Origin of the sequence: Bradyrhizobium sp. USDA 241 (assembly GCF_049739505.1) — a bacterium.
Lineage (GTDB): Bacteria > Pseudomonadota > Alphaproteobacteria > Rhizobiales > Xanthobacteraceae > Bradyrhizobium > Bradyrhizobium liaoningense.
In genome coordinates this window covers 2,699,365-2,722,655 of sequence record NZ_JBMGPZ010000005.1, presented here as the reverse complement: position 1 = coordinate 2,722,655, position 23,291 = coordinate 2,699,365, and the positions used below count along the sequence as shown (strand labels likewise).

General features: G+C 63.7%; 18 protein-coding genes and 6 pseudogenes. 7 read left to right on the top strand and 17 right to left on the bottom strand.

Annotation, left to right across the window (positions count from 1 at the left end; all coding sequences use genetic code 11):
- The first annotated feature begins 247 nt into the window (after positions 1 to 247).
- Positions 248 to 1,498, top strand: coding sequence for an SAM-dependent methyltransferase (locus ABIF91_RS34980; RefSeq protein WP_028180238.1), 1,251 nt, complete (start codon positions 248 to 250; stop codon positions 1,496 to 1,498).
- 173 nt (positions 1,499 to 1,671) lie between these two features.
- Here the strand turns inward: ABIF91_RS34980 and ABIF91_RS34975 are convergent, their stop codons facing one another.
- The 3 genes and pseudogenes from ABIF91_RS34975 to istA (ABIF91_RS34965) form a co-directional block, all read right to left on the bottom strand.
- Entirely contained in the window at positions 1,672 to 3,015 is a 1,344-nt protein-coding gene (locus ABIF91_RS34975; protein WP_208086440.1) for an IS1380-like element ISBdi2 family transposase, read from the bottom strand.
- An 877-nt stretch (positions 3,016 to 3,892) separates the two neighbouring features.
- Positions 3,893 to 5,236, bottom strand: a complete 1,344-nt coding sequence (locus ABIF91_RS34970) for an IS1380-like element ISBdi2 family transposase (protein WP_424578699.1) — start codon at positions 5,234 to 5,236, stop codon at positions 3,893 to 3,895.
- Positions 5,237 to 5,356: 120 nt separating this feature from the next.
- Positions 5,357 to 6,706: pseudogene (gene istA, locus ABIF91_RS34965) on the bottom strand (IS21-like element IS1631 family transposase); the annotation flags it as partial.
- A gap of 87 nt (positions 6,707 to 6,793) precedes the next feature.
- On the opposite strand from istA (ABIF91_RS34965), the gene tnpA reads away from it, so the two are divergent.
- The 6 genes and pseudogenes from tnpA to ABIF91_RS34935 all read left to right on the top strand — a co-directional run.
- A complete protein-coding gene (gene tnpA, locus ABIF91_RS34960; RefSeq protein ID WP_424578819.1) occupies positions 6,794 to 7,216 on the top strand; it encodes an IS66-like element accessory protein TnpA in 423 nt (140 codons plus the stop codon).
- Entirely contained in the window at positions 7,213 to 7,569 is a 357-nt protein-coding gene (gene tnpB / locus ABIF91_RS34955) for an IS66 family insertion sequence element accessory protein TnpB (protein ID WP_018273742.1), read from the top strand. The genes tnpA and tnpB overlap by 4 nt, the downstream gene beginning before the upstream one ends.
- A gap of 50 nt (positions 7,570 to 7,619) precedes the next feature.
- The gene (gene tnpC, locus ABIF91_RS34950) at positions 7,620 to 9,170 is read left to right on the top strand and encodes an IS66 family transposase (RefSeq protein ID WP_035681142.1); all 1,551 of its coding nucleotides are present in this window, start codon (positions 7,620 to 7,622) and stop codon (positions 9,168 to 9,170) included.
- A complete protein-coding gene (locus tag ABIF91_RS34945) occupies positions 9,167 to 9,460 on the top strand; it encodes a hypothetical protein (RefSeq protein ID WP_424579566.1) in 294 nt (97 codons plus the stop codon). Before tnpC ends, ABIF91_RS34945 begins: the two co-directional genes overlap by 4 nt.
- The gene (locus tag ABIF91_RS34940; protein WP_038960272.1) at positions 9,438 to 10,664 is read left to right on the top strand and encodes an IS256 family transposase; all 1,227 of its coding nucleotides are present in this window, start codon (positions 9,438 to 9,440) and stop codon (positions 10,662 to 10,664) included. Before ABIF91_RS34945 ends, ABIF91_RS34940 begins: the two co-directional genes overlap by 23 nt.
- 79 nt (positions 10,665 to 10,743) lie before the next feature.
- Positions 10,744 to 11,187 (top strand): annotated as a pseudogene (locus ABIF91_RS34935) (UPF0149 family protein); the annotation flags it as partial.
- A gap of 46 nt (positions 11,188 to 11,233) precedes the next feature.
- Here ABIF91_RS34935 and ABIF91_RS34930 read toward each other — a convergent pair.
- From ABIF91_RS34930 to ABIF91_RS34865, 14 genes and pseudogenes are all read right to left on the bottom strand, one after another.
- Positions 11,234 to 11,653: pseudogene (locus ABIF91_RS34930) on the bottom strand (IS21 family transposase); the annotation flags it as partial.
- Positions 11,654 to 11,760: 107 nt separating this feature from the next.
- Positions 11,761 to 11,964 (bottom strand): annotated as a pseudogene (locus ABIF91_RS34925) (thiolase family protein); the annotation flags it as partial.
- A 146-nt stretch (positions 11,965 to 12,110) separates the two neighbouring features.
- The gene (locus ABIF91_RS34920; RefSeq protein WP_035695673.1) at positions 12,111 to 13,310 is read right to left on the bottom strand and encodes a CaiB/BaiF CoA transferase family protein; all 1,200 of its coding nucleotides are present in this window, start codon (positions 13,308 to 13,310) and stop codon (positions 12,111 to 12,113) included.
- Between the two features lie 129 nt (positions 13,311 to 13,439).
- Entirely contained in the window at positions 13,440 to 13,646 is a 207-nt protein-coding gene (locus ABIF91_RS34915) for a hypothetical protein (protein ID WP_028182379.1), read from the bottom strand.
- Between the two features lie 129 nt (positions 13,647 to 13,775).
- Positions 13,776 to 14,324, bottom strand: a pseudogene (locus ABIF91_RS34910) (IS630-like element ISRj1 family transposase); the annotation flags it as partial.
- 124 nt (positions 14,325 to 14,448) lie between these two features.
- Positions 14,449 to 15,201 carry an IS21-like element helper ATPase IstB gene (gene istB, locus ABIF91_RS34905; protein WP_038943657.1) on the bottom strand — a complete coding sequence of 251 codons (753 nt, stop codon included), beginning with the start codon at positions 15,199 to 15,201 and terminating at the stop codon, positions 14,449 to 14,451.
- Between the two features lie 14 nt (positions 15,202 to 15,215).
- The gene (gene istA / locus ABIF91_RS34900; RefSeq protein ID WP_424578659.1) at positions 15,216 to 16,751 is read right to left on the bottom strand and encodes an IS21 family transposase; all 1,536 of its coding nucleotides are present in this window, start codon (positions 16,749 to 16,751) and stop codon (positions 15,216 to 15,218) included.
- 194 nt (positions 16,752 to 16,945) lie between these two features.
- Positions 16,946 to 17,473, bottom strand: a pseudogene (locus tag ABIF91_RS34895) (IS630-like element ISRj1 family transposase); the annotation flags it as partial.
- A 48-nt stretch (positions 17,474 to 17,521) separates the two neighbouring features.
- Positions 17,522 to 18,691, bottom strand: coding sequence for an acetyl-CoA acetyltransferase (locus tag ABIF91_RS34890; protein ID WP_028179116.1), 1,170 nt, complete (start codon positions 18,689 to 18,691; stop codon positions 17,522 to 17,524).
- Between the two features lie 60 nt (positions 18,692 to 18,751).
- Positions 18,752 to 19,402, bottom strand: a complete 651-nt coding sequence (eda, locus tag ABIF91_RS34885; RefSeq protein ID WP_028179115.1) for a bifunctional 4-hydroxy-2-oxoglutarate aldolase/2-dehydro-3-deoxy-phosphogluconate aldolase — start codon at positions 19,400 to 19,402, stop codon at positions 18,752 to 18,754.
- Positions 19,403 to 19,412: 10 nt separating this feature from the next.
- A complete protein-coding gene (locus tag ABIF91_RS34880; protein WP_028179114.1) occupies positions 19,413 to 20,381 on the bottom strand; it encodes a sugar kinase in 969 nt (322 codons plus the stop codon).
- Between the two features lie 25 nt (positions 20,382 to 20,406).
- On the bottom strand, positions 20,407 to 21,393 hold the full coding sequence (gene denD / locus ABIF91_RS34875) for a D-erythronate dehydrogenase (RefSeq protein WP_028179113.1): 987 nt from the start codon (positions 21,391 to 21,393) through the stop codon (positions 20,407 to 20,409).
- A 64-nt stretch (positions 21,394 to 21,457) separates the two neighbouring features.
- A complete protein-coding gene (locus ABIF91_RS34870; protein WP_028179112.1) occupies positions 21,458 to 22,381 on the bottom strand; it encodes a carbohydrate ABC transporter permease in 924 nt (307 codons plus the stop codon).
- Positions 22,374 to 23,291 (bottom strand): carbohydrate ABC transporter permease, encoded by a 918-nt coding sequence (locus ABIF91_RS34865; protein WP_193374349.1) that lies wholly within the window; start codon positions 23,289 to 23,291, stop codon positions 22,374 to 22,376. Before ABIF91_RS34865 ends, ABIF91_RS34870 begins: the two co-directional genes overlap by 8 nt.

Here is a 23,291-nt window from a genome sequence, read left to right as displayed (position 1 = left end):
GCAGCCGGCCTCCGGCGCGGCGGCGGTCACCTTTTAACCGATTGAGCTGCGAATGGAAGCAGGCTCCGCGCGCAAGGATGTGATTAAGCCATTTTCGAATATCGGCTTTGAATACAGCGCAATAGCGCAGCCGGAACCGCCTCGCTAGATTTGGATGCAAACGCATAGGAACCGCTGCGGCGCCTGGGCGTCAGATGTGAAAGCCGGGTTAGTCGCATCTTTCGGGTTCGCTCGAGAGGAAATGTCGATGGACCGTTTGTTGCGTAGCTTCCTGTCTCAATTCATCCGGCGCGGGTCGATGACGGTGACCAGCGCAAACGGATCGAAGTTCACCGTCGGCGACGGCTCCGGCGAGCCGGTCGCGGTGCGCTTCGTCACCGCGGACGCGGAGCGGAAGAGCCTCATCAATCCCGAGCTCGGGCTCGGCGAGGCCTATATGGACGGCGAGTTCGTGGTCGAGCGCGGCACCATAGCTGATGCCCTCGCGATCCTGCTCGATCAACCCGACCTATTGCCGCACTGGGCTAAACCGTGGTGGCACCTGCGCTACCTGACGCGGCACCTGAAGCAGTTCAATCCCCGCACCCGCTCCCGCCACAACGTCGCCCATCACTACGATCTCGACGGCCGGCTCTATTCGCTCTTTCTCGATGCCGACAAGCAATATAGCTGCGCCTATTTCGAAACGCCCGAGGTGCCGCTCGACGACGCGCAGCTGGCCAAGAAACGGCACATTGCAGCGAAGCTCCTCATCAAGGACGGCCAGCGCGTGCTCGACATCGGCTCCGGCTGGGGCGGCCTCGGGCTCTATCTCGCCGAGATCGCGGGCGCCGATCTCACCGGCATCACGCTGTCGACCGAGCAGTTGCAGGTCGCCAATGCACGCGCTGCCGAAAAGGGCCTGACGGACTCGGCCAGATTCCAGCTCCAGGATTATCGCGACATTGACGGTACCTTCGACCGCATCGTCTCGGTCGGCATGTTCGAACATGTCGGGGCAAGGTTCTACGACGCCTATTTTCAGCGCTGCGCCGAATTGCTGAGCGAGGACGGCGTCATGCTGCTGCACGCGATCGGCCGTTCGCAGGGCCCGGACTCGACCAATCCCTGGATCGCCAAATACATCTTCCCCGGCGGCTACATCCCCGCCCTGTCGGAAGTGCTGCCGGCGATCGAGCGGGCGGGCCTGCTGGTCTGCGACATCGAGATTCTACGCCTACACTATGCCGAGACGCTGAAGGCCTGGCGAGAGCGCTTCATGGCGCGGCGCGAGGAGGCGGTGCAGCTCTACGACGAGCGCTTCGCCCTGATGTGGGAGTTCTATCTGGCGGCCTGCGAGATGACGTTCCGCAAGCAAGCCATGATGAACTTCCAGATCCAGCTGACCCGTCGTCAGGGCGTGGTGCCGATGACCCGCGACTACATCCAGCGGGAGGAAGCCCGGCTGCGGGCGCGTGAGGCCTCGGCCATGCCCAGGCTCAAGCTGGCAGGTGAATAGATCCTAGCCCGTCCTATTCGTGAGAGTGCGGCTTTTGGGCCCGATTGATGCGGCCGCACATCTTGTCTGACGAGGCGCACAGGATTGCCTTCGGCTTTTCGCCGCCTGACGACCGGTACTTTGCAACGCGCTTGAGGGATGGGTTGGGCGAACGGGGGCGGACGCCCCGCCGGTCAAGGACCGAGCGGCAGCAGCGCGCCGGGCAAGCCGCAGATCAGGTCGGCTTCGGGACATGCCGCGGCAAACGCAAGGCGAATGCGGCTCGTGGTCTCGACGACACGGGCGGCGATTTTCAAGAGCCGAAGACGCAGCGTCGCGAACTCGGCAGCGGCCAATTCCCGGGCTTTGGGAATGGCGTCGCGCACGGTCAGCATCAGCCAATAAGCGGCCGTATGGAGCACGAGACGGACCTGGTTGGCGAGCGCCGAACGGCAGCTGGTGCGATCGGAGGCGAGCTGCGTCTTATGCAGCTTGATCAGATTCTCGGCTTGGCCGCGCGCGCAATACAGGCTGTCGTAGATCCACTCGGCCGAGCCGACATCGAGGCTGGTGACGACGAAGCGGATGTCGAGGCCGAGCATCGTCGCCTCAATACGGGCGACAGTGCGCCGTTCGCGATCCCAGGACTTTGCCTTGTGGCGCGTCTCGGTATAGCCACGCAGAACCGGCAGGTTCTCGATGGCGCGTCGCGTGCGGATGTCGTCGGCGACCTCGTCGACTTTTCTGGCGAGAGGCTTGGTGCCGGACAGACCGAAGATGTAGTCGATGCCGTTGGTCTCGCACCACGCCATTGCCTCCGGCCGGGCATAGTGCCCGTCGCCACGGAACGTAATTTGCGTGTTGTGCCATCGCGTCCGGATATGCCGTACCAGGCGGCGCAGATGGGCACGCACCTCGACGCCGCCCGGCGTCTTGCCGGGCCGCAGCACGACGGCCACGGGCCGGCTCTTCTCCGTGTCGTAGACGTGGATCGGCAGGAAGCAGCGTTCGTCATAATGAGCGTTGAACAGCGAGAGCTGCTGATGGCCGTGGACGACGTCGCAGGTATCATCGATGTCGAGCGTGACGGATGCCGGCTCGCGCGGGTAGCTATCCATCCATGCGTCGACCAAAGTGTAGGTCAGCCGGATCACGTCGCGCAGGCGCGGAGCATTCTCCAGCCGCGACAGCGTCGGCTGGGAACACAAATCCCGGCCCGTGTCCGGTAGGCGACCGCAGGCCAGCTTGAATGCCGGATCGGACCTCAGATGATCGAGGTCGTCGGCGTCCTCGTAGCCGCAGCAGATCGCGAACATGCGAGCGCGGAACATATCGACCAGGCTGTGCACGACCCGCGTCGGATCGCGCCGATCCGGGAACACCCGGGCCAGATTGTTGGCCAAACCGAGACGCCGCTCGGCCATCGCCAGAAGCATCACGCCCCCGTTCGAGGTTAGGCGCCCACCATCGAAGGCAGCTGTGACTTTCTTGGCGTGAACGGCTGGAAACGAGAAGGGCGGAATCGTATCGTCGGTCATGGCGGGCGTGGCGTTCGCGGTTGGAGGTGATGGGGTTGGCTTCGCAACCGAATCCTACGCCGCATCAGCGCTTTACCCCTCAGGCGCACTCTTACGAATAAGACGGGTTAAGTTGAAGAAAGATTGAGTGACTCCCGATCATTTCTGTGCCGAAACGTGGAGTCGCGGTCGTGCCGCGTCCAAAGAAACCGGCGCGAGCGGCCTATTAGACGCGGTAGGTGCTCAGCCTCCGAAACGAGACTATCAAGCATGAAGAGATCGAGCGCGAGGCAGAGGTTTTATTTGTGTTGAATTCTTGCTTCTCGATAGTGGTCTGAAATCGTATCATCGGTCATGGCGGGCGTGGCGTTCGCGGTTGAAGGTGATGGGGTGGCTTCGCAACCGAATCCTACGCCGCATCAGCGCTTTACACCACGCTCGCCAGCCTCTCAGGCGCCCTCTCGCGAATAAGACGGGTTAGACGCGGTAGGTGCTCAGCCTCCGAAACGAGACTATCAAGCATGAAGAGATCGAGCGCGAGGCAGAGGTTTTATTTGTGTTGAATTCTTGCTTCTCGATAGTGGTCTGAAATCGTATCATCGGTCATGGCGGGCGTGGCGTTCGCGGTTGAAGGTGATGGGGTGGCTTCGCAACCGAATCCTACGCCGCATCAGCGCTTTACACCACGCTCGCCAGCCTCTCAGGCGCCCTCTCGCGAATAAGACGGGCTAGCCCGTCCTATTCGTGAGAGTGCGGCTTTTGGGCCCGATTGATGCGGCCGCACATCTTGTCTGACGAGGCGCACAGGATTGCCTTCGGCTTTTCGCCGCCTGACGACCGGTACTTTGCAACGCGCTTGAGGGATGGGTTGGGCGAACGGGGGCGGACGCCCCGCCGGTCAAGGACCGAGCGGCAGCAGCGCGCCGGGCAAGCCGCAGATCAGGTCGGCTTCGGGACATGCCGCGGCAAACGCAAGGCGAATGCGGCTCGTGGTCTCGACGACACGGGCGGCGATTTTCAAGAGCCGAAGACGCAGCGTCGCGAACTCGGCAGCGGCCAATTCCCGGACTTTGGGAATGGCGTCGCGCACGGTCAGCATCAGCCAATAAGCGGCCGTATGGAGCACGAGACGGACCTGGTTGGCGAGCGCCGAACGGCAGCTGGTGCGGTCGGAGGCGAGCTGCGTCTTATGCAGCTTGATCAGATTCTCGGCTTGGCCGCGCGCGCAATACAGGCTGTCGTAGATCCACTCGGCCGAGCCGACATCGAGGCTGGTGACGACGAAACGGATGTCGAGGCCGAGCATCGTCGCCTCAATACGGGCGACGGTGCGCCGTTCGCGATCCCAGGACTTTGCCTTGTGGCGCGTCTCGGTATAGCCACGCAGAACCGGCAGGTTCTCGATGGCGCGTCGGGTGCGGATGTCGTCGGCGACCTCGTCGACTTTTCTGGCGAGAGGCTTGGTGCCGGACAGACCGAAGATGTAGTCGATGCCGTTGGTCTCGCACCACGCCATGGCCTCCGGCCGGGCATAGTGCCCGTCGCCACGGAACGTAATTCGCGTGTTGTGCCACCGCGTGCGGATATGCCGTACCAGGCGGCGCAGAAGGGCACGCACCTCGACGCCGCCCGGCGTCTTGCCGGGCCTCAGCACGACCGCCACGGGACGGCTCTTCTCCGTGTCGTAGACGTGGATCGGCAGGAAGCAGCGTTCGTCATAATGAGCGTTGAACAGCGAGAGCTGCTGATGGCCGTGGACGACATCGCAGGTATCATCGATGTCGAGCGTGACGGATGCCGGCTCGCGCGGGTAGCTATCCATCCATGCGTCGACCAAAATGTAGGTCAGTCGGATCACGTCGCGCAGGCGCGGAGCATTCTCCAGCCGCGACAGCGTCGGTTGGGAACACAGATCGCGGCCCGTGTCCGGCAGCCGTCCGCAGGCCAGCTTGAATGCGGGATCGGACCGCAGATGATCGAGGTCGTCGGCGTCCTCGTAGCCGCAGCAGATCGCGAACATGCGCGCGCGGAACATATCGACAAGGCTGTGCACGACCCGCGTCGGATCGCGCCGATCCGGGAACACCCGGGCCAGATTGTCGGCCAAGCCGAGACGCCGCTCGGCCATCGCCAGAAGCATCACGCCCCCGTTCGAGGTCAGGCGACCGCCATCGAAGGCAGCTGTGACTTTCTTGGCGTGAACGGCTGGAAACGAGAAGGGCGGAATCGTATCGTCGGTCATGGCGGGCGTGGCGTTCGCGGTTGAAGGTGATGGGGTGGCTTCGCAACCGAATCCTACGCCGCATCAGCGCTTTACACCACGCTCGCCAGCCCTCAGGCGCACTCTTACGAATAAGACGGGCTAGGTCTCCAGTTTAAGGTGAGAAGGTGCAGCGGGAGCGCTCGTGGCGCCGGAGTTGGCCGGGGTTGCGCAGGCGACACGAGCGCGGATTGCCGTGGCGTGATCGTCGTGAGCCTCGGCCTGCCGACCATTGTCGTCGGCGTCGCGCCGCACAGCGCGGCTGAAGAGGTCGCCGTATTCCGCGGGGGTACGGATCAGCGGATGATCCTGGGTGAGCGGCGATGCCGGCTGTGGCGTCACTCCAACCTGCTCGATCGCCTGTTCGAACAACCGCTCGACGGTCGCACGCACGTGCTTGTAGCGGTAGATGCGGTTGTCGATGGCGTGCGCGCAGGCCTGCTCGACCAGCCGCGCCGGATACTTCCGGCCCAGCCCGACAATGCCCCACATCGCGCGCTGTCCGGGGCGCCCTTCGGTGTCGAACACCTGCTGGCACAAGGCCCTGGTCTGCGGTCCGATGCGCTCGGCGCTCGCCAGCAGCACGGCGGTTTGCCGCGACGGGTTGAACGGCCGTTCGCTGGTCGGCAGGACGACAGAACCGGGGTGCGCCATCCGGGAATGAACACGCAGCAGCGCACGGGTGTGGCGATCACGGATCTCGATCGTGGTGGTGTAGATGCGCACGACGACCTGGCTGCCGATCGGCGCGGGCCGCGCGGCGTAATAGCTGTTGTCGACGCGTACGGTGGTGTCGTCGCAGACAGTCCGGACGACTTCGGTGAAGATGCGGAAGGGAGCGACAGGCAGCGGCCGCAGGTGCGGCTTCTCTTCCTGGAACATCGCCTCGACCTGACGGCGCGTGCTGCCGTGGATGCGTTTGGAAGCCCAGTTCTCCTCCCAGTGCCTCAAGAACTCGTTTTGCGCCTCCAGCGTCTCGAAGCGCCGTCCGGCCAGCGCAGTGCCCTGGGTATGTTGAATCGCATTCTCGACGCATCCTTTCCGATTTGGATCGGCCACGCGCGCGGGATCGGCGACCACGGCGTAATGAGCCAGCATCGCGCTGTAAATCGGGTTGAGCTGGGGCTCGTACAAATCCGGCTTGAGGACGCCTTCCTTCAGGTTGTCGAGCACGACATAGCTGGGGACCCCGCCAAAATACCGGAACGCCTCTTCGTGGAGCTGCGCCCAGACTTGTTGGCTGGACTTCCAGACTACCCGCCGGAAGCTGCGCCGCGAGTAGCGTAGCGTCATCACGAACAGGCGGGGACGACGGTACCGCCCGCTCTTCGGATCAACCGTCGGCGCGCCCTCGCCATAGTCGACCTGAGCTTCCTCGCCGGGGAGGAACTCAAGACGATCAAACTGCTCAGGATCAGCGTGCCGCAACCGGCGCACAAACCGCTTGACAGATAGCGGTACGACGACCCCACCTCGTTTAGGTGGACGGGATGAGCGAGACTCGCGCGTGGATTTGACAACGCGAGGGACGCTCGTTCCATGCATCAAGACAGACATCAAGACGGGCATGATGCCGCCTCCTATCAGCGGATCGAGGTGATCACAGGGGAGAGGCGACGGCGCAGTTGGAGCGATGCGGAGAAGGCGCGGATCGTGGCCGAGAGTGCCGATCCGGAGACGAGCATTTCCGAGGTGGCTCGACGCAACGGGGTGAACCGGGGACTGCTCAGTGTGTGGCGGCGCCAGGCGCGGCTCGCGTCGAGCGAAGCGCCGCAGTTCGTGCAAGTCAGGCTCCAGGCCGCCGTCGAGGCGCAGCCGAACGCGATCGATAAGGCGCATGTTCTGACGGATCCGGCCGAGCGGATCGAGGTGATGATCGCGGGCGCGACGGTGCGCGTGCCCGTCGGCGTCGACGCCGCGACGCTGGAGCGCGTGCTGGCGGCGGTGAGATCGACGCGATGATCTCTTTCGGTCCAATGGTCCGTGTGTTCGTCGCGACGCAGCCGATTGACTTTCGTAAAGGCGTTCATGGCCTTGTCGCGCTGGTAGCGGAGGGATTAGGCGGCAAGCCCTACAGCGGTGACGTTTATGTCTTCCGATCGAAGCGATCGGATCGTTTGAAGCTACTGGTTTTTGACGGCTCGGGAATGGTTCTAGCGACGAAGTGGCTGGAGAATGGGGGCTTTGCCTGGCCACCTGTTCGCGAGGGTACGATGCCGGTGACGGGGGCGCAACTGGCGATGCTGATTGAAGGTCTTGCGGAGTGGTCGCGTGTGGTCCCGAAGGTGACGAAGCGGCCGACGAAGGTTGCCTGAAGCGTCTTGTTTTGCTGGCGATTGCGAGTGCGTTCGTGTAGCTCTGCGATATGGCGCTTCGCCCCGAAGATCTCCCCTCTGACCCTGCGGCTCTTGCCGAGATGGTGCTGGCTTTCGAAGGCGAGAACGATGATCTGCGCGCAGAGATCGCCACGTTGAAGAGCCTGATCTTCGGCGCACGATCGGAGCGCGCGGCGATCGTCTGCGCCGAACAGATCGCGTTTGATCTGGAACGGACCGCCGGCTCACAGCTCCCGGCCAATGACGACAAACCGGACGCGCCGCGGCCGGAGCGGCGCAAAGCGAAGCGCAACATCGGCGCGCTGCCGGCGCATCTGCCTCGGGTCGAGCGGGTGATCGAGCCGGCGTCCACGCTGTGCCCGTGCTGCACGGGTCAGATGCATCGGATCGGCGAGGAGAGCAGCGAAGCGCTCGATCGGGTTCCCGCGTGGCTGCGCGTGCTCCGCACGATCCGTCCAAAATACGCCTGCCGCTCCTGTGAGGGCCCGATTGTCCAGGCCCCGGCACCGGCGCGGCTCGTCGAGGGCGGCATGGCAACGACGGCGCTGATCGCGCATATCGCCGCGGCCAAATATGCCTGGCAATCGACGCTCTATCGCCAGACGCAGATCCTGGCGGGTCAGGGTGTCGTCGTCGACCGTCAGACGCTGGCGCGCTGGATGGGGAGCGCGGCGTGGCTGGTCAGGGGCCTCTACGATCTGCAACTGAAGACTATGCACGGCTTCGAGCGGCTGTTCTGCGACGAGACGCCGATGCCAGTGCTCGATCCGGGACGCGGCCGCACGAGGATCTGCCAGTTCTGGGCGCACGCGACGGACGATCGGGCGTGGAAGGGGCCGGCGCCGCCGGCGGTCGCCTACGTGTTCGCAGGTGGTCGCGGCAAAAAGGAGATCGTGGCGCAGTTAGCCGGCTTCGAAGGCGTGCTGCAAGTCGACGGCTATGCCGCCTACGCCTCGCTGGCGGGCGATGCGATGATGTCGGGCCAGATCCAGCTGGCGTATTGTCTCGTTCACGCGCGCCGCAACTTCGTGAGGGTGCACAAGACGACGAACTCACCCTTCGCCGCGGAGGTCATCGAGCGCATTGCGGCCGTCTACGCGATCGAGGAGAGGATCCGCGGTCTCGATGCTGGGGAACGCCGCGCGACGCGACAGGCCGAGACGAAGCCGCTGATGGAGGCGTTGAGGGCCCGTCTGATCGCGGTGAAGGACGGGATCTCCCGCCGCTCGACGCTCATCAAGGCGATCGACTACATGCTCGAACGCTGGCAGGGCCTGACGACGTTCCTGGATGACGGGCGGCTCGAGCCGGACACCAACACGGTCGAACGATCGATCAGGCCAATTGCGATCGGAAAAAAGAACTCGTTGTTCAGTGGTGACGAAGGCGGGGGCGAGACCTGGGCGATACTCGCTTCGCTTCTTAACACAGCGAAATTGAATGGCCTCGACCCCGAGGCGTATCTCGTCGACGTTCTCGATCGCATGGTGAGCGGCGCCACGAAGACCAACCAGCTTCACGAACTTCTGGCCTGGAACTGGAAGGCCGCACGCGAAGCCGAAAAGCGGGCCGTGGCATGACGAAGCCGAAGCAAGGGCGGGGAACGCGAAAAGCACGCAAGACGACGATGGCGGACTATGCCATGTCGTTCGAACGGCTCGGGCAATGGATCAGCAAGCGCGCCAGGTCGCCGACGCTTCGGCATCCGCGGGCGACGTCGCTCTCCATGCTCGATGGCGCGGTGGCCGCGGTCGTCGCCGGGCCGGTCTCGATGGCGTCCGAGGAGAGGGTGTCAGTAACTCGGTGTAAGATGGTTTCTGTGAGTTTACCTTTGACAGGAGACTCACATGGCTACGGATTTTTCACCTGAGATTTTGGACCAGCTTCTTGCCGGGGGCAGCCTCAAGCCAGAAGACTTAGCCGGCGAAGACGGGCTTTTCAGACGACTGAAGAAGGCGCTTCTGGAGCGCGCACTGGGTGCGGAGCTGACCCACCACCTTGGCTATGAGAAGGGCGACCCGGCGGGCCGCGGGTCGGGCAACAGCCGCAACGGCACAAGCAGCAAAGCGCTGTTGACGGACGACGGCGAGATCGAGATCGAGGTGCCGCGCGACCGCGCCGGCACGTTCGAACCGGTGATCGTCGCGAAGGGCCAGACCCGCTTCGACGGCTTCGACGAGAAGATCATCAGTCTCTACGGGCGGGGCATGACGGTACGGGAGATCCAGGGCCATCTGGCCGAGCTCTACGGCACCGAGGTGTCCCCCGATCTGATCAGCAAGGTCACCGACGCGATTCTCGACGAGGTCCGCGAATGGCAGAGCCGGCCGCTGGAAGCGATCTATCCGGTGGTCTTCTTCGACGCGCTCAGGGTCAAGATTCGCGATGAGGGGATGGTCAAGAACAAGGCAGTCTACGTCGTGCTGGGCATCACTGCATCGGGCGAGAAAGACGTGCTCGGGCTTTGGATCGAGCAAACCGAAGGCGCCAAATTCTGGCTCAAGGTCATGAACGATCTGAGGAACCGCGGCGTCGCCGACATCCTGATCGCCGTCGTCGACGGTCTGAAGGGCTTTCCCGAGGCGATCAACAGCGTCTTTCCCAAGGCGATGGTCCAGACCTGCATCGTGCATTTGATCCGCAACAGCCTATCCTTCGTGTCCTGGAAGGATCGCAAGGCGATCCTTCCCTCGATCAAGGCGATCTATCATGCCGAGAATGCCGACGCCGCTCTGCTCAGGCTCGAGGACTTCGAAGCCGAGTGGGGCAAGCGCTATCCCGCGATCGGGGCGGCCTGGCGCCGGGCGTGGGAGCACGTCATTCCGTTCTTCGCCTTCGCGCCGGAGATACGCAAAATGATCTATACCACCAACGCGGTCGAGGCGCTGAACCGTTCGCTGCGCAAGATCATCAAAACACGCGGCAGCTTCCCCAACGACGAGGCGGCGATGAAGCTGCTTTACCTCGCCATCAGAAATGCCGGCATCCATTGGCGACGACCGGTTGCATGGACGGCCGCAATGGGCCAGTTTGCCATCCAGTTCGGCGAGCGCTTTGCAGGCTCAGCGGACTGACCCCATGGGGTCAGTCCGCTGACCCCGCAAACCCCTCACAGAGACGCTCTTACACAAAACTTCTGACACTCCCTCCGAGGAATGGGTGTGCCCGCTCCTCGGCGTAGATCCCGACGCCTTCAATCACGACACCGAGGAGTTCTCGGCAATCGCCGCCACGCTGATGCGCCACAACGCTATCAGCGAGACGCTGTCGACGAGACCGGAGAGCTTCGAGCCGCTGTTCGTGCGATCACCGGACGGCGAAGTCGACCCGCAGCCCTGGTGCATGGGCTTCTACGCCGTCATGAAGCTTCGGCTTCTCGTCTGGTCGCGGCTTCTCCCCCCGAATGGAACCGAACACCTTATGCTGCGGCCGATCTTGGTCCATTGCATCGACGACGCCGGTCGACCCTTGCTACCCCCGGCCCGGCGCACGCTGGGAACGCAGCCCATCATCCAAAACGCCTGGCGCAACATTCCAGCAACCGTCGAGGCCCTCCGGCAGTTCTGGATGCCTATACGCTTCAAGCGCGGTGCGTAGGCCGTCCGCACCAAGTCCGTGGCTCCGTGGGCCTCTCGTACCGTTTACGCTTGACACTCTGGTAGCTGGACGGAAAGCCAAATTGATCAACCAGGTCCTGGTAAATCGCCTGCGCGTTCCGCTTCAGCCGGACCTGTTCTTCGATCCACGTCCGATGCGCTTCGCAAGCCGAACGGGCCAGGCTGCTGGTGACCGTCGCTTCCGATGTCCCAAAAGCCGGTGGTCGGGGTGGAGGAATTTGGCCGTCCGCGCTCACCGAGCCGGTGGTCACTTCCCCGGGGGAATTTGCCTCCGCACCGGCCCGCAGCGCCTGATAACGCCGGATCGTCTTGCGATCGACACCCGTCAGCCGGTGAATCTCGCGCTGGCTGGTGTTGCGATCAAGTAATGTAAGTACGGTGCTTTGCAGATGTCGCTTCAAGACGTTCAACTCCCCGGCCCCTTGCTGGCTAAAGGGGTCGAACATAAACGTCCTGCCTGACCGGCTACTGCTGTTCAGCGGCGCTGACGGCGATCATCAGGTGGGGGAGTTTCAAGTGACCATACCCGGGGGATTTTGACCGACCCACGGGGGATGCCGAAATGCTCGGCAAAGACGGTGGCGAGCATGATGTGCGGGGAGACGGTGGAGTAGCCGCAGAGGATGCCGTCGATGTCCGAGCGTGTCAGCCCGGCATCGTCGAGCGCGGCTTGCGCCGCTTGGCTCATCAGGTCGAGCGAGGACGAGCCTTCGTGCTTGCCGAACGGCGTGAGGCCGACGCCGGTGATGAAGCTCATGGTGTCTCCTCCTCGTCATTCCGGGGCGCGCCCACTTGGGGCGCGAGCCCGGAATCCATACTCACGATGGTGGTTATGGATTCCGGGTTCGCGACTTCGTCGCGCCCCGGAATGACGGATGAGAGAGTCGTGGCCATTTTCTCTCTTTACTCCGGCGCTGACCGCGTAACGCCGTCGCGCACCATGGCCGCGATCTCGTCGGCCGAGTAGCCGATCTCGCGCAAGATCTCGACGCCGTGCTCGTTGAGCCGCGGCGCCAGGCGCACCGGCTCGGCCTCGGTCTCGGACCAGGTCGCCGTCACCTTCATGCTGCGAATCGGACCCTCGGTCGGATGCGTGACGACCGGGAAGAAACCGGTCGCCTCCAGATGCTCATCGTGGAGGATCGAAGCGAGATCGTGCATCGGCATGACCGGCACGTCGGCCTTGGTGAGCAAATCGATCCACTCGGCCGTCGTGCGCGTCTCGAAGATGCGCGCAAGCTCAGCGTAGACAACATCGATGTTGGCGGCGCGGCCGGCGAAGGTCGCGAATTTGGGATCGGCGCGCAGATCGTCGCGCCCGGTGGCCTTGAAGAAATTCTCCCACTGCTTGTCGTTGTAGACGATGACGCTGAGATAGCCGTCCGAGGTCTTGTAGGGCCTGCGGTCGCGCGAGAGGTGGCGGGCATAGCCGCCCTTGTCGAGCGGCGGCTCGAAGGTGAGCCCGCCCATGTGATCGCCCATGACGAAGCCGGCCATGGTCTCGAACATCGGGATGTCGACGCGTTGGCCACGGCCGGTGCGGTCGCGGTGCACGAGGCTGGCGCAAATCGCCCCGACGGCGGTGAGGCCGACGATGCGATCGACCAGCGCATTCGGCACGTAGCGCGGCACGCCGTCGCCGGTCTGCGCCATCAGAGCCGGCAGCGCGGTGGCGCCCTGGATCAGATCGTCATAGGCAGGTTTCGCGGCATAGGGCCCATCCTGGCCGAATCCGAACACGCCGGCATAGACCAGGCGCGGATTGATGGCGGACACGACATCGTAGCCGAGCTGAAGCCGCGCCATGGCCTGCGGGCGGACGTTGTAGACCAGGACATCGGCGTCCTTCAGCAGCCGCAGCACGGCCTCGCGGCCGGCGGGCTTTTTCAGGTCCAGGCAGATCGAGCGCTTGCTGCGGTTGGTGTTGAGAAACACCGGGCCCATGCCGGCGTGTCGCATCGGGCCGATCAGCCGGGTGACATCGCCGTCCAGCGACTCCACCTTGATGACATCAGCCCCGTAGTCGCCGAGCATCTGGGTCGCATAAGGACCCATCAACACGGTGGTCATGTCGATGACCTTGATGCCCTTCAGCGGCCCCATCGTTCGCTCCCGATTGCGCGAGGCTCAAGGCGCGGCCCGCGAATTCGGTCCAGCTAACGGCAGCGCCGCCGCTCGCGCAAGGGCGGGCGGCGTATGGCGGCATGCGCAGCGCGGCGGCGATATCGGCCGCTATTTCTTCTGGCGGGATTCCCGGATCATCAGGAGCCGGTCGAGCTCTTCGTTCTGCTGGCTGATCCGGTCGGCGATGCGCGACTCGTTCTGCTCGCCCGAGGCGGCGGCGGCCTGCTCGATGAGCTGGCGGATATTGTCCTCGAGGATCGCGATGCGGTCGTTCAGCGCGTCCATCGACAGGGAGTCTTCGTAGTCAGTGCTCATGATGCCTTCCCGCAAATCAATCAGGAGCGGTAGGGTGGGCAAAGCGAAGCGTGCCCACCATGATCTAGCGCAAGGAAAATGCTGGGCACGGCGCTTACGCGCCTTTGCCCACCCTACTAGTACCCGGAATCAGAGCTGAGTGATACGGCGGCCTTTGAAACGGCGTTGACGGACCTTTTTCTTGGTCCAGACGAAGGGCTCGGCTCTGTCGTTGTATGCGTTGACGTAGGCATCGATGTGTTCCTGAAGCTGCTTGAGGCTCGTGAAGGAGGTGCCGCTGAGCGACTGCCCCTGCAAGATGGAAAACCATACTTCGACCTGATTGAGCCATGACGCACTTGTCGGCGTGAAATGAAATTGCACGTTGGGGTGGGCCTTGAGCCAGTCCTCGTTCTTTTTATGGGTGTTGAGGTTGTCGAGGATGACGTGAAGCTTGCGGTTCGGAAAAGCCGCAGTGACGCTGTTCATGAAATCGAGAAACTCGACGCGGCGCCGGCGTTTTGAATGGGTCGCGATGATCTTTCCGGTGGCGACTTCGAGCGCCGCAAACAATGTTGTGGTGCCATGCCGCTTGTAATCGTGGCTTTGGCCGGTCAAGGCGCGGCCATTGGGCAACTTCAGATAACCCTGCGCTCGCTCCAAAGCCTGGATCGAGGGCTTCTCGTCCACGCACAGTGTGGATTCCAACGAAGCCGGCCATGCATTCCAATTCGAAGCCGGCCGGGTATTCCGATCTGAAGCCGGCCACCCGTGGCGTCGTTCGCATGGGTCAATTTCATGATGTCGTCGAGGGCTGGGAAGGTCAAGAGACCGGTTGATCTTGAGCGGGTTGCTTCTGCTTCCTGAGGCTCTCTCCTTTGAGTTCGATGCGGTAGGCATTGTGGACGAGGCGATCGAGGATCGCGTCGGCGATGGTGGGGTTTCCGATGATTTCGTACCAGCGATCGACGGGCAGCTGGCTGGTGACGATGATCGAACGGGCTTCGTATCGATCCTCGACGATTTCGAGCAAATCACGGCGCTGGTCGGCGTCGAGAGGTTCTGGTCCCCAGTCGTCCAGGATCAGCAGATCAAGTCGTGCGATCGCCCGCAGCATCCTGGTATAGCGTCCGTCGGCGCGTCCCAGTGCGAGAGCGGCGAACAGACGCGGGACGCGATGGTAGGCAACGGCGAAGTCGTCCCGGCAGGCCTTGTGGCCGAGGGCGCAAGCAAGCCAACTCTTGCCGACGCCGCATGGCCCAGTGACGAGGAGATTATGCCTCGCTCGGATCCAGTCGCCGGCGGCGAGTTTTAGAAAGAGCGTGCGGTCGAGCCCGCGGATGGCACGGTAGTCGACATCCTCGACGCAAGCGGCATGACGTAGCTTGGCGGCGCGAGCTCTGCTCTCAAACCGCTTTTGCTGTCGCTGCGTTTTCTCCTGTTCCAGGAGCAGGGCCAGCCATTCGGCATGTTCGAGGCTGCGTGCTTCGGGCTGGGCATCAAGCTCCTTGAAGCCTTTGGCCATGCCGTGGAGACCGAGATTTTGCAGCAGGTCGAGCGTGGGATGGGTCAGCATGCTGGATTTTCCTTTCAATGGAAGTAGCCGGGGCCGCGCAGATTGGGATGGTCGACGACGACGTCATCGGTGGGGCGAGCGCTGCGGTCGAGCTTGTTGGCGATGATCGAGGCGATGCTCTTGTAGGTCAGCGCGCGGACCGCAACCGCGCGGGCCGCGATCAACTCGGCGCGTTCCGGATCGAGATCCTTGAACAGCCGAAGCACACCCAGACAGGTCCGGAATCCTTGTTCGGGATGAGGCCGATTGGCCAGAATGGCGAGGACGAGACCCTCAGTGTTTAGCCCGATCGATCGTCCCCAGCGACGGAACCGCTCGGGAGTCCACTCGGCGTAACGCCGATGCGCGCTGGGCATGTGGTCGGGATCGGTGCCGTGCCGGCGGCCGCCGTAGCGGCGCTGGTGAGCCGCAACACGCGAACCCCGATGGAACAGCTCGATGGTCCGGGTGGTGGCGCGGACGTCGACCTGCTCCCGGATCAGGCCGTGTGGAACTGAGTAGAAGAAGCCGTCGATCTCGACATGATAATCGAGCGAGACGCGGGCCACGCGCCATTCCGCAAACTGATAATCGGCGTCCGGCAACGACGCCAGGACCGACATCTCGACCGTCTCGAACAATTGACGGCGACTGACACCGAGCCGGCGCATGATGTGCGCGTTGATCCGCTCCAGCGCAGCGGCAATGGCTGCGTTCGCCTCGGCCAACGAGAAGAAGGTCTGGCGACGAAGCCGCCCGAGGATATAGGTCTGGGCAAACCGAACCCCGGCCTCCACTTTTGCCTTATCCCGCGGCTTTCTTGGCCGTGCCGGAAGGACGCCAACGCCGTAATGGGACGCCATCATCCCGTAGCTGCGATTGATTTCAGGGTCGTAGAACGAAGCCCGGTGCACGCCGGACTTCAGATTGTCAGGGACGACGAGGCGCGGCACCCCGCCAAAGAACCGGAACATCCGGACATGGGCCTCGATCCAGTCCGGAAGTGTCTGCGTCCAGGTCGCCTCGGCGTAGGTGTAATTCGAGGCGCCAAGCACGGCGACGAAGATCTCCGCATCGCGTACAACCCCGGTTTCGCGATCAACGATCATGATCTTCTTGCCGGAGTAATCGACAAAGACCTTGTCGCCGGCCGGATGGTCCTGCCGCATCGTCGGAGACAGCCGCCGGTCGAATTCTCGGAATAAATCGCAGAACCGGCTGTAGCCATAACCTTCCGGGTGGACCGCCCGGTACTCCTCCCACAGCACCATCAGATTGACGCCAGGCCGCTTCAGCTCACAGGCCAGCGAGGCCCAATCCGGCTCCCGGCGCCGGCGAAAGCCGCGCCTGACGCCGGCATGGGCAAACAGACGTTGTTCAAGAACGGCGTCGGTCAGATCGCCCGCCAAAGGCCACGCCAGCCCGGCAGTCGAGGCACGCTTGAGGTTGTCCTGGATGGTGCTGCGCGCCACGCCGAGCGTGCGCCCAATCTCCCGGGCGCTCACCCCATCACGGGCAAGCCGCAGCATCTGTCGTATCTGTCGCATGGTCAGTTCTCTCTTGGCCGGCATCCGCTTCCCCACGTTGATCAACGCGGGACTTGATGCCTGAGGGACTGATCCAAACGAAAACGCCGACTTCCAAAAACCCGGCCGACTTCAAATCGGAATGCCGGCCGGTTTCATTTCGGAATCGTGGCCGGCTTCAAATCGGAACGATGGCCGGCTTCAAGTCGGAATACCCGGCCGGAATAAATCGGAATCCGCACGCACAGCACAATGGCCTTCGCCGGCGGCGCGACATAGAGGCCGACAACATCGGCGGCTTTGGCCGTAAAGTTCGGGTCGTTGCTCTCGCACCAGGACTTGCGAGCCACCAGGTCAATCTTGTGGCTGCGCAGGAACCGCCAGACATATTGGACATCGACATCGCCCAGCGCCTCGGCCAGCAGGGGGCCGGTCCAGCGCGCAAACCCTTGCGGTGGCGGCTTATCCAGCAGCTTCAGAATCCGCTTGTCGGTCGTCTTCGTATAGATCGGCTGCTTGCCAGGCCGCGGCTTGTCTTGCAGCCCTTCAAGGCCATGGTCGGCATAGCGATGCCGCCAAAGGCTGACAATCCGCGGCTGGACCCCAACTTCCTTGGCGATCGACCGGGTGCTGCGCCCATCCGCCGCCAACAGAACTATCCGCGCCCGCTTCAAATCGCGCTGCAACGTCACCGGTGAGCGACAGCACGCCTCAAGCACCTTGCGATCTTTCCTCGAAAGGTGGACTTCTCTTGCTTCGGGTATCATCCCGACCTTGAATCACGACTCACGTTCCAAGAAAAGTGGGTACTAGACCTACTTCAGCGGCTCCAACACGGAAACGTAGTTGGCGACGGCAGCGCCGCCCATGTTGAAGATGCCGCCGAGCTTGGCGTTCTTGAGCTGCATGCCCTCGGGGGCCTGCCCGGCGAGCTGCATCGCGGTCATGACGTGCATCGAGACGCCGGTGGCGCCGATCGGATGACCCTTGGCTTTCAGGCCGCCGGAGGGATTGACCGGCAGTTTGCCGTCCTTGAGCGTCCAGCCTTCCTTGATGGCGCGGGCGCCCTGCCCCTTCGGCGTCAGGCCCATCGCTTCATACTCGATCAGCTCGGCGACCGTGAAGCAGTCATGGGTCTCGACGAAGGAGAGATCGGACAGCGTCACACCGGCCTTTTCCAGGGCACGCTGCCAGGCGACCGTGCAGCCCTCGAACTGGAGGATGTCGCGCTTGCTCATCGGCAGGAAGTCCTGGGCGTGCGCGGTGGCGCGGAAGCCAATCGACTTGCTCATGCTCTTCGCGGTCTCGGCATCGGCCAGCACCAGCGCCGCGGCGCCATCGGAGACCAGCGAGCAATCGGTGCGCTTCAAGGGGCCTGCGACGTAAGGGTTCTTCTCGCTCTCGGCGCGGCAGAAGTCGAAGCCAAAGTCCTTGCGCATCTGGGCGAAGGGATTGGCGACGCCGTTCTTGTGGTTCTTGGCCGCGATCAGCGCCAGCGCATCGGACTGGTCGCCGTATTTCTGGAAATAGGAACTGGCGATCTTGCCGAACACGCCCGCGAAGCCGCCGACGGTGTCGCCGTCCTCGGGCAGGTAGGACGCCTTGAGCAGGTTCTTGCCGATCTCGGCGCCAGGGGTGCGCGTCATCTGCTCGACGCCGACGACCAGGACGATCTTGGCGGCCCCTGCGGCAATCGCGCGCAGGCCCTGGTGCACGGCGGCGGAGCCGGTGGCGCAGGCGTTCTCGACCCGGGTCGCCGGCTTGAAGCGCAGCTTTGGATCGGCCTGGAGCACCAGCGAGGCGGTAAAATCCTGCGGCGAGAAGCCGGCGTTGAAATGGCCGAGCACGATCTCGTCGACGTCGCCGGCCGAAATGCCGGCATCGGCCAGCGCCTCGTTGGCGACCCGCACGACGAGGCTTTCCACGGTCTCGGTGTCGAACTTGCCGAACGGCGTATGCGCCCATCCGACGATGCTGGCGGTCATGATGTTCTCTCCCTGGGGATCTCTTCCTGAGCTAAGTCTTAGCCCAGAGATGGCAAGACTTCACGCGGCTTTCAGGGCCTGGACGGTGCGCTGGCAGATGGCAGTTATGCCGGCCCAGTTCCCAGCCCGGATCTCCGCCGTCGGGCACAGCCAGGAGCCGCCGACCGCAACCACGTTGGGCTCCGCCAGCCAGCTCGCCGCATTGGCCTCGCCGACGCCACCGGTAGGGCAGAACCGCACGTTCGGGAACGGCCCGCCGAGGGCGCGCAGGCCCTTGATGCCGCCGGCCTGCTCGGCCGGGAAGAATTTTGCGACGTCGAAGCCGTAGGACAGCGCCATCATCAGCTCGGACGCCGTGGCAATGCCCGGCGCGAAAGGCAAGGAGCTGTGAGTTGCGGCCTTGAGCAGATCGGGTGTCAGGCCCGGGCTGATGCCGAACGCGACGCCGAGCTTCTCGACGCGGGTGAAGTCGGCCGGATTGAGAATCGTGCCGATGCCGACGACCGCCTCGGGCACCTCGGCCATCATCGCCCTCGCAGCTTCGATCGCGACAGGGGTGCGCAGGGTCACCTCCAGCGTGCGGACGCCGCCGGCAACCAGCGCACGGGCCAGCGGCACCGCATCCTGGATGCGCTCGATGGTGAGGACGGGAATGACGGTCGCCGCCTTGAACAGCGCGACGAGGTGATTTTGTTGGGCGGTCGTGGTCATAGGTCTCGATTCATTTGGTCGCCTGGCGAGAGGCCGCCGGCCGGTGCCGCTTCTTCGGAGGCATGGCATAGCCCGGAATGATGGCGCCGGGATAGCAGATCACGAGGCTGGCGAGGCGATGTCCGGCCTGAGCGGCCTCGACCGGATCGGAACCGGCGAGCCGCGCCGCGATATAGGCCGCGGCGAAGCTGTCGCCGGCGGCGGTGGTGTCGACGACCGGTTTCGTCATCGGTTCGGCGCGAACCTCGCCGGTCCCGCCAGGAAAGCGCAGCAGGCTGACGGGCTCGGTGAGCCGGAACACCAGCTCCGGGCTCGGGATACGCGCCATCAGCTGGTCGTGGGTCTCGCCGGGATAGAGCGCGAGCAGGTCCTCGGTCGAGGTCAGCACGATGTCGGCGGCCGCGAAGGCTGCGGCAAAGACCTCGCGGGCGACGTCGCGATCCGGCCAGCCCCGCGCGCGAAAGTTGGTGTCGAACACGAAGCGGGTGCCGAGCAGGCGGGCACGCTTGATCGCCGCGAACAGGCGCTCGCGTCCGGGAGCGTCGTAGATCGAGAGCGTGATCGCGGAGAGATAGACGATGTCATAGCTCATCAGCGAGTTGAGGATCTCGTCCGTTTCCGGCAGGCTCATCAGCTGCCGCGCTGCCGCGCCGTCACGCCAGTGGAAGAACTGCCGCTCACCCCTCGCATCCAGCTGGATCATGTAGAGGCCGGGCAGCTTGCCCGCCAGCCGCACGACACGCCGCGTGCCGACGCCCTCCGCATTCCAGGCCGCGATCATCTCATCGCTGAGACCGTCATCGCCGAGCGCGGTGAGATAGTCGACCTTGATCTCGAGCCGCGCCAGATAGACGGCGGTGTTGAGGGTATCACCGCCGAAGCCGCGCGAGTACAGGCCGCCCCCCTGCCCGGCGGACGCACCTCCCTGCGCCTGCCTGAGCTCGACCATGCATTCGCCGATGCAAGCAACGCTCGCCATCACTTGACCCGCTCAGTCAGAGGTCTCAGGCGACGAAATTGCCGCCGAGCTCGTCTTCGATGTGGATGCGGATGATATCGTCGAAAGTCTTCTCGGCCGTGGTGAAGCCGAGCTCGCGCGCACGCTTCGGGTCGAAATTGCGCGGCCAGCCGCCGACGATGCCGACGATGAAGGGATCCGGCTCGCGTTTGATGCGGGCGGCAACCTTCTCGCCGGCGACGCGCTTCAAGGCCGCGATCTGCTCGCCGACCGTCGCCGACAGGCCCGGCATGGTCAGGTTGCGGCGCGGGCCGACGGTGGCAAGATCCATGGTGCCGGCGTGAAGCAGGAAGCCGACGGCCGAGCGCGGCGTGGCGTGCCAGTGGCGGACGTCCTCGGACACCGGCAGGATCGCTTCCTTGCCGGCAAGCGGCTCGCGCAGGATGTTGGAGAAGAAGCCCGATGCCGCCTTGTTGGGCAGGCCCGGCCGGATGCAGATGGTCGGCAGGCGGATGCCGATGCCGTCGAGGAAACCGCGGCGCGAATAGTCGGCGAGCAGCAATTCGCCGATTGCCTTCTGGGTGCCGTAGCTGAGCAGCGGCGTGTGGAAGAACTCGTCGCCGATCGCATCCGGAAACGGGGCACCGAACACCGCGATCGAGGACGTAAAGACCACGCGCGGCTTGTAGCCGCCGCCGACGAGCCTGATCGCGTCGAGCAGCATCCGCGTGCCGTCGAGATTGATCCGGTAGCCCTTGTCGAAATCCAGCTCGGCCTCGCCCGAGACGATCGCGGCGAGATGGAAGATCACGTCGGGGCGGCCGGCGATCAGCTTCTCGGCCGCGCCCGGCACGGCGAAATCGCCCGACACGGTCTCGACCGGGAAACCGGCCTTCTCCGGCTTCTTCGGCTCGACCACGTCATGCATGGTCAATTTCGTGATGTCGCTCTTGCCGAGCCGGCCGTCGCGCAACAGCCGTTCACAGAGTTTGCGGCCGACCATGCCGGCGGCGCCCAGAACCAGAATGTGCAAGAGCCTACTCCTTCTTATTGGCTGGAGCGCACCGCTCCTGATGCGCCCTCGGCAAGCCCCGCGATCATTCCTTCACGGCGCCGGTCATCGCCGACACATAATGCTCCACGAAGAAGGCGTAAAGGATCACGAGCGGCAGCGAACCGGCCAGGGCTCCGGCCATCAGCGAGCCCCAGCGGTAGATGTCACCGTCCACGAACTCGTTGACGATCGCGACCGGCACCGTCTTGTTGCTGGTCGACTGCAGGAAGGTCAACGCATAGATGAACTCGTTCCAGCACAGGGTGAAGCAGAAGATGAAGGCCGAGATCAGGCCGGGAATCGCGAGCGGCACCACGATCTTGACCAGAATCTGCCAGCGGCTCGCCCCGTCGATCAGCGCGCATTCCTCGAGCTCGAAGGGGATGGTCTTGAAATAGCCCATCAAGAGCCAGGTCGAGAACGGGATCAGGATCGTCGGATAGGTCAGGATCAGCGCCAGCGGCGAGTCGAAAAGACCGTACTGATACACGACGGTGGCGAGCGGAATAAACAGGATCGACGGCGGCACGAGATAGGCGAGGAAGATCAGCCCCCCGACGAGATTGGCGCCCTTGTAGCGCAATCGCACGATGGCGTAGGCCGCGAACACTGATGCGACGATCGAGAGCACCGTGGCGCAGATCGCCACGTACATCGTGTTCCAGAGCCAATGCGGATAGTAACTCTCGAACAGCAGCTTGTGGAAGTGCTTGAACGTCGGATTCCAGGTCCAGAACGGATTGTACTTGTCGAGATCGAGCAGCTGCTCGTCGGGCTTCACCGACGTCAGCGCCATCCAGTAGAACGGGAACAGCAGGACGACGACGATGATCGTGAGCGGCAGATAGAGCGTCACGAGCCTGCGTGGCACCGACTGCAGGTAGCTCATGCCCTCGCTGTTGTCGACGCGCGACGGCGCCGATATGACAGCCTTGAGATCGACTTTCGAGGCAGGAAGATCAGTCATTGCTCTCTCCCTGCTGCCACTTGCGGCGCTGCAGGCCGAACCAGGACACCATGATCGCAGCGAGCAGGAACGGAATCATGGCGCTGGAGATCGCCGCGCCCTCGCCGAGCTGCCCGGCGATGATCGCCCGCTGATAGGACAGCGTTGCCATCAAATGGGTGGCGTTGACCGGGCCGCCACGGGTCATCGCCCAGATCAGCTGGAAGTCGGTGAAGGTGAAGAGCACCGAGAAGGTCATCACGACGGCGATGATCGGCGTCAGCAGCGGATAGGTGATGTAGCGGAAATTCTGCCACCGCGTGGCGCCGTCGAGCGTTGCCGCCTCATAGAGCGAGGGCGAGACGGTTTGCAGGCCCGCGAGCAGCGTGATCGCCACGAACGGAACGCCGCGCCAGACATTGGCGAAGATCACGCAGATCCGCGCCCAGGTGGTGTCGCCGAGGAAGTTGATGTTCTGGCTGATCAGGCCGAGCTGCTTCAGCGACCAGGAGATGATCGAGAACTGCGAGTCGAAGATCCACCAGAAGGCGAGTGCCGAGAGGACGGTCGGAACGATGAACGGGATGAGCACCATCGCGCGCAGCATCGCCTTGAAGGGCATGTGCTCGTTGAGCAGCAGCGCGAGATAGAGTCCGATCGCGAATTTGAAGGCACTGGCGACGAAGGTGTAGAGCAGCGTATTGAATACGGACAGCCAGAAGATGGAGTCGTCCCAGAGCCACTCGTAGTTCTCGGTGGCGACGAACTGCCCGACCCTGCCGATGCGCGTGTCGGTGAACGACAGCCAGATGCCGAGCCCGAGCGGATAGGCCAGGAAGAAGATCAGGAACGCCATGGCCGGCACCATGAACCAGAAACCGAGCCAGTTGCGATTGTATTTGAGCTGGGTCCAGGCGCTCGCCTCGCTCAT

Excerpts from the sequence above, each read along its gene's own strand:
- ABIF91_RS34980 (WP_028180238.1), top strand. The coding sequence starts at position 248 with ATGGACCGTTTGTTGCGTAGCTTCCTGTCTCAATTCATCCGGCGCGGG.
- ABIF91_RS34975 (WP_208086440.1), bottom strand. The coding sequence starts at position 3,015 with ATGACCGACGATACGATTCCGCCCTTCTCGTTTCCAGCCGTTCACGCC.
- ABIF91_RS34970 (WP_424578699.1), bottom strand. The coding sequence starts at position 5,236 with ATGACCGACGATACGATTCCGCCCTTCTCGTTTCCAGCCGTTCACGCC.
- tnpA (WP_424578819.1), top strand. The coding sequence starts at position 6,794 with ATGCATCAAGACAGACATCAAGACGGGCATGATGCCGCCTCCTATCAG.
- tnpB (WP_018273742.1), top strand. The coding sequence starts at position 7,213 with ATGATCTCTTTCGGTCCAATGGTCCGTGTGTTCGTCGCGACGCAGCCG.
- tnpC (WP_035681142.1), top strand. The coding sequence starts at position 7,620 with ATGGCGCTTCGCCCCGAAGATCTCCCCTCTGACCCTGCGGCTCTTGCC.
- ABIF91_RS34945 (WP_424579566.1), top strand. The coding sequence starts at position 9,167 with ATGACGAAGCCGAAGCAAGGGCGGGGAACGCGAAAAGCACGCAAGACG.
- ABIF91_RS34940 (WP_038960272.1), top strand. The coding sequence starts at position 9,438 with ATGGCTACGGATTTTTCACCTGAGATTTTGGACCAGCTTCTTGCCGGG.
- ABIF91_RS34920 (WP_035695673.1), bottom strand. The coding sequence starts at position 13,310 with ATGGGGCCGCTGAAGGGCATCAAGGTCATCGACATGACCACCGTGTTG.
- ABIF91_RS34915 (WP_028182379.1), bottom strand. The coding sequence starts at position 13,646 with ATGAGCACTGACTACGAAGACTCCCTGTCGATGGACGCGCTGAACGAC.
- istB (WP_038943657.1), bottom strand. The coding sequence starts at position 15,201 with ATGCTGACCCATCCCACGCTCGACCTGCTGCAAAATCTCGGTCTCCAC.
- istA (WP_424578659.1), bottom strand. The coding sequence starts at position 16,751 with ATGCCGGCCAAGAGAGAACTGACCATGCGACAGATACGACAGATGCTG.
- ABIF91_RS34890 (WP_028179116.1), bottom strand. The coding sequence starts at position 18,691 with ATGACCGCCAGCATCGTCGGATGGGCGCATACGCCGTTCGGCAAGTTC.
- eda (WP_028179115.1), bottom strand. The coding sequence starts at position 19,402 with ATGACCACGACCGCCCAACAAAATCACCTCGTCGCGCTGTTCAAGGCG.
- ABIF91_RS34880 (WP_028179114.1), bottom strand. The coding sequence starts at position 20,381 with ATGGCGAGCGTTGCTTGCATCGGCGAATGCATGGTCGAGCTCAGGCAG.
- ABIF91_RS34870 (WP_028179112.1), bottom strand. The coding sequence starts at position 22,381 with ATGACTGATCTTCCTGCCTCGAAAGTCGATCTCAAGGCTGTCATATCG.
- ABIF91_RS34865 (WP_193374349.1), bottom strand. The coding sequence starts at position 23,291 with ATGAGCGAGGCGAGCGCCTGGACCCAGCTCAAATACAATCGCAACTGG.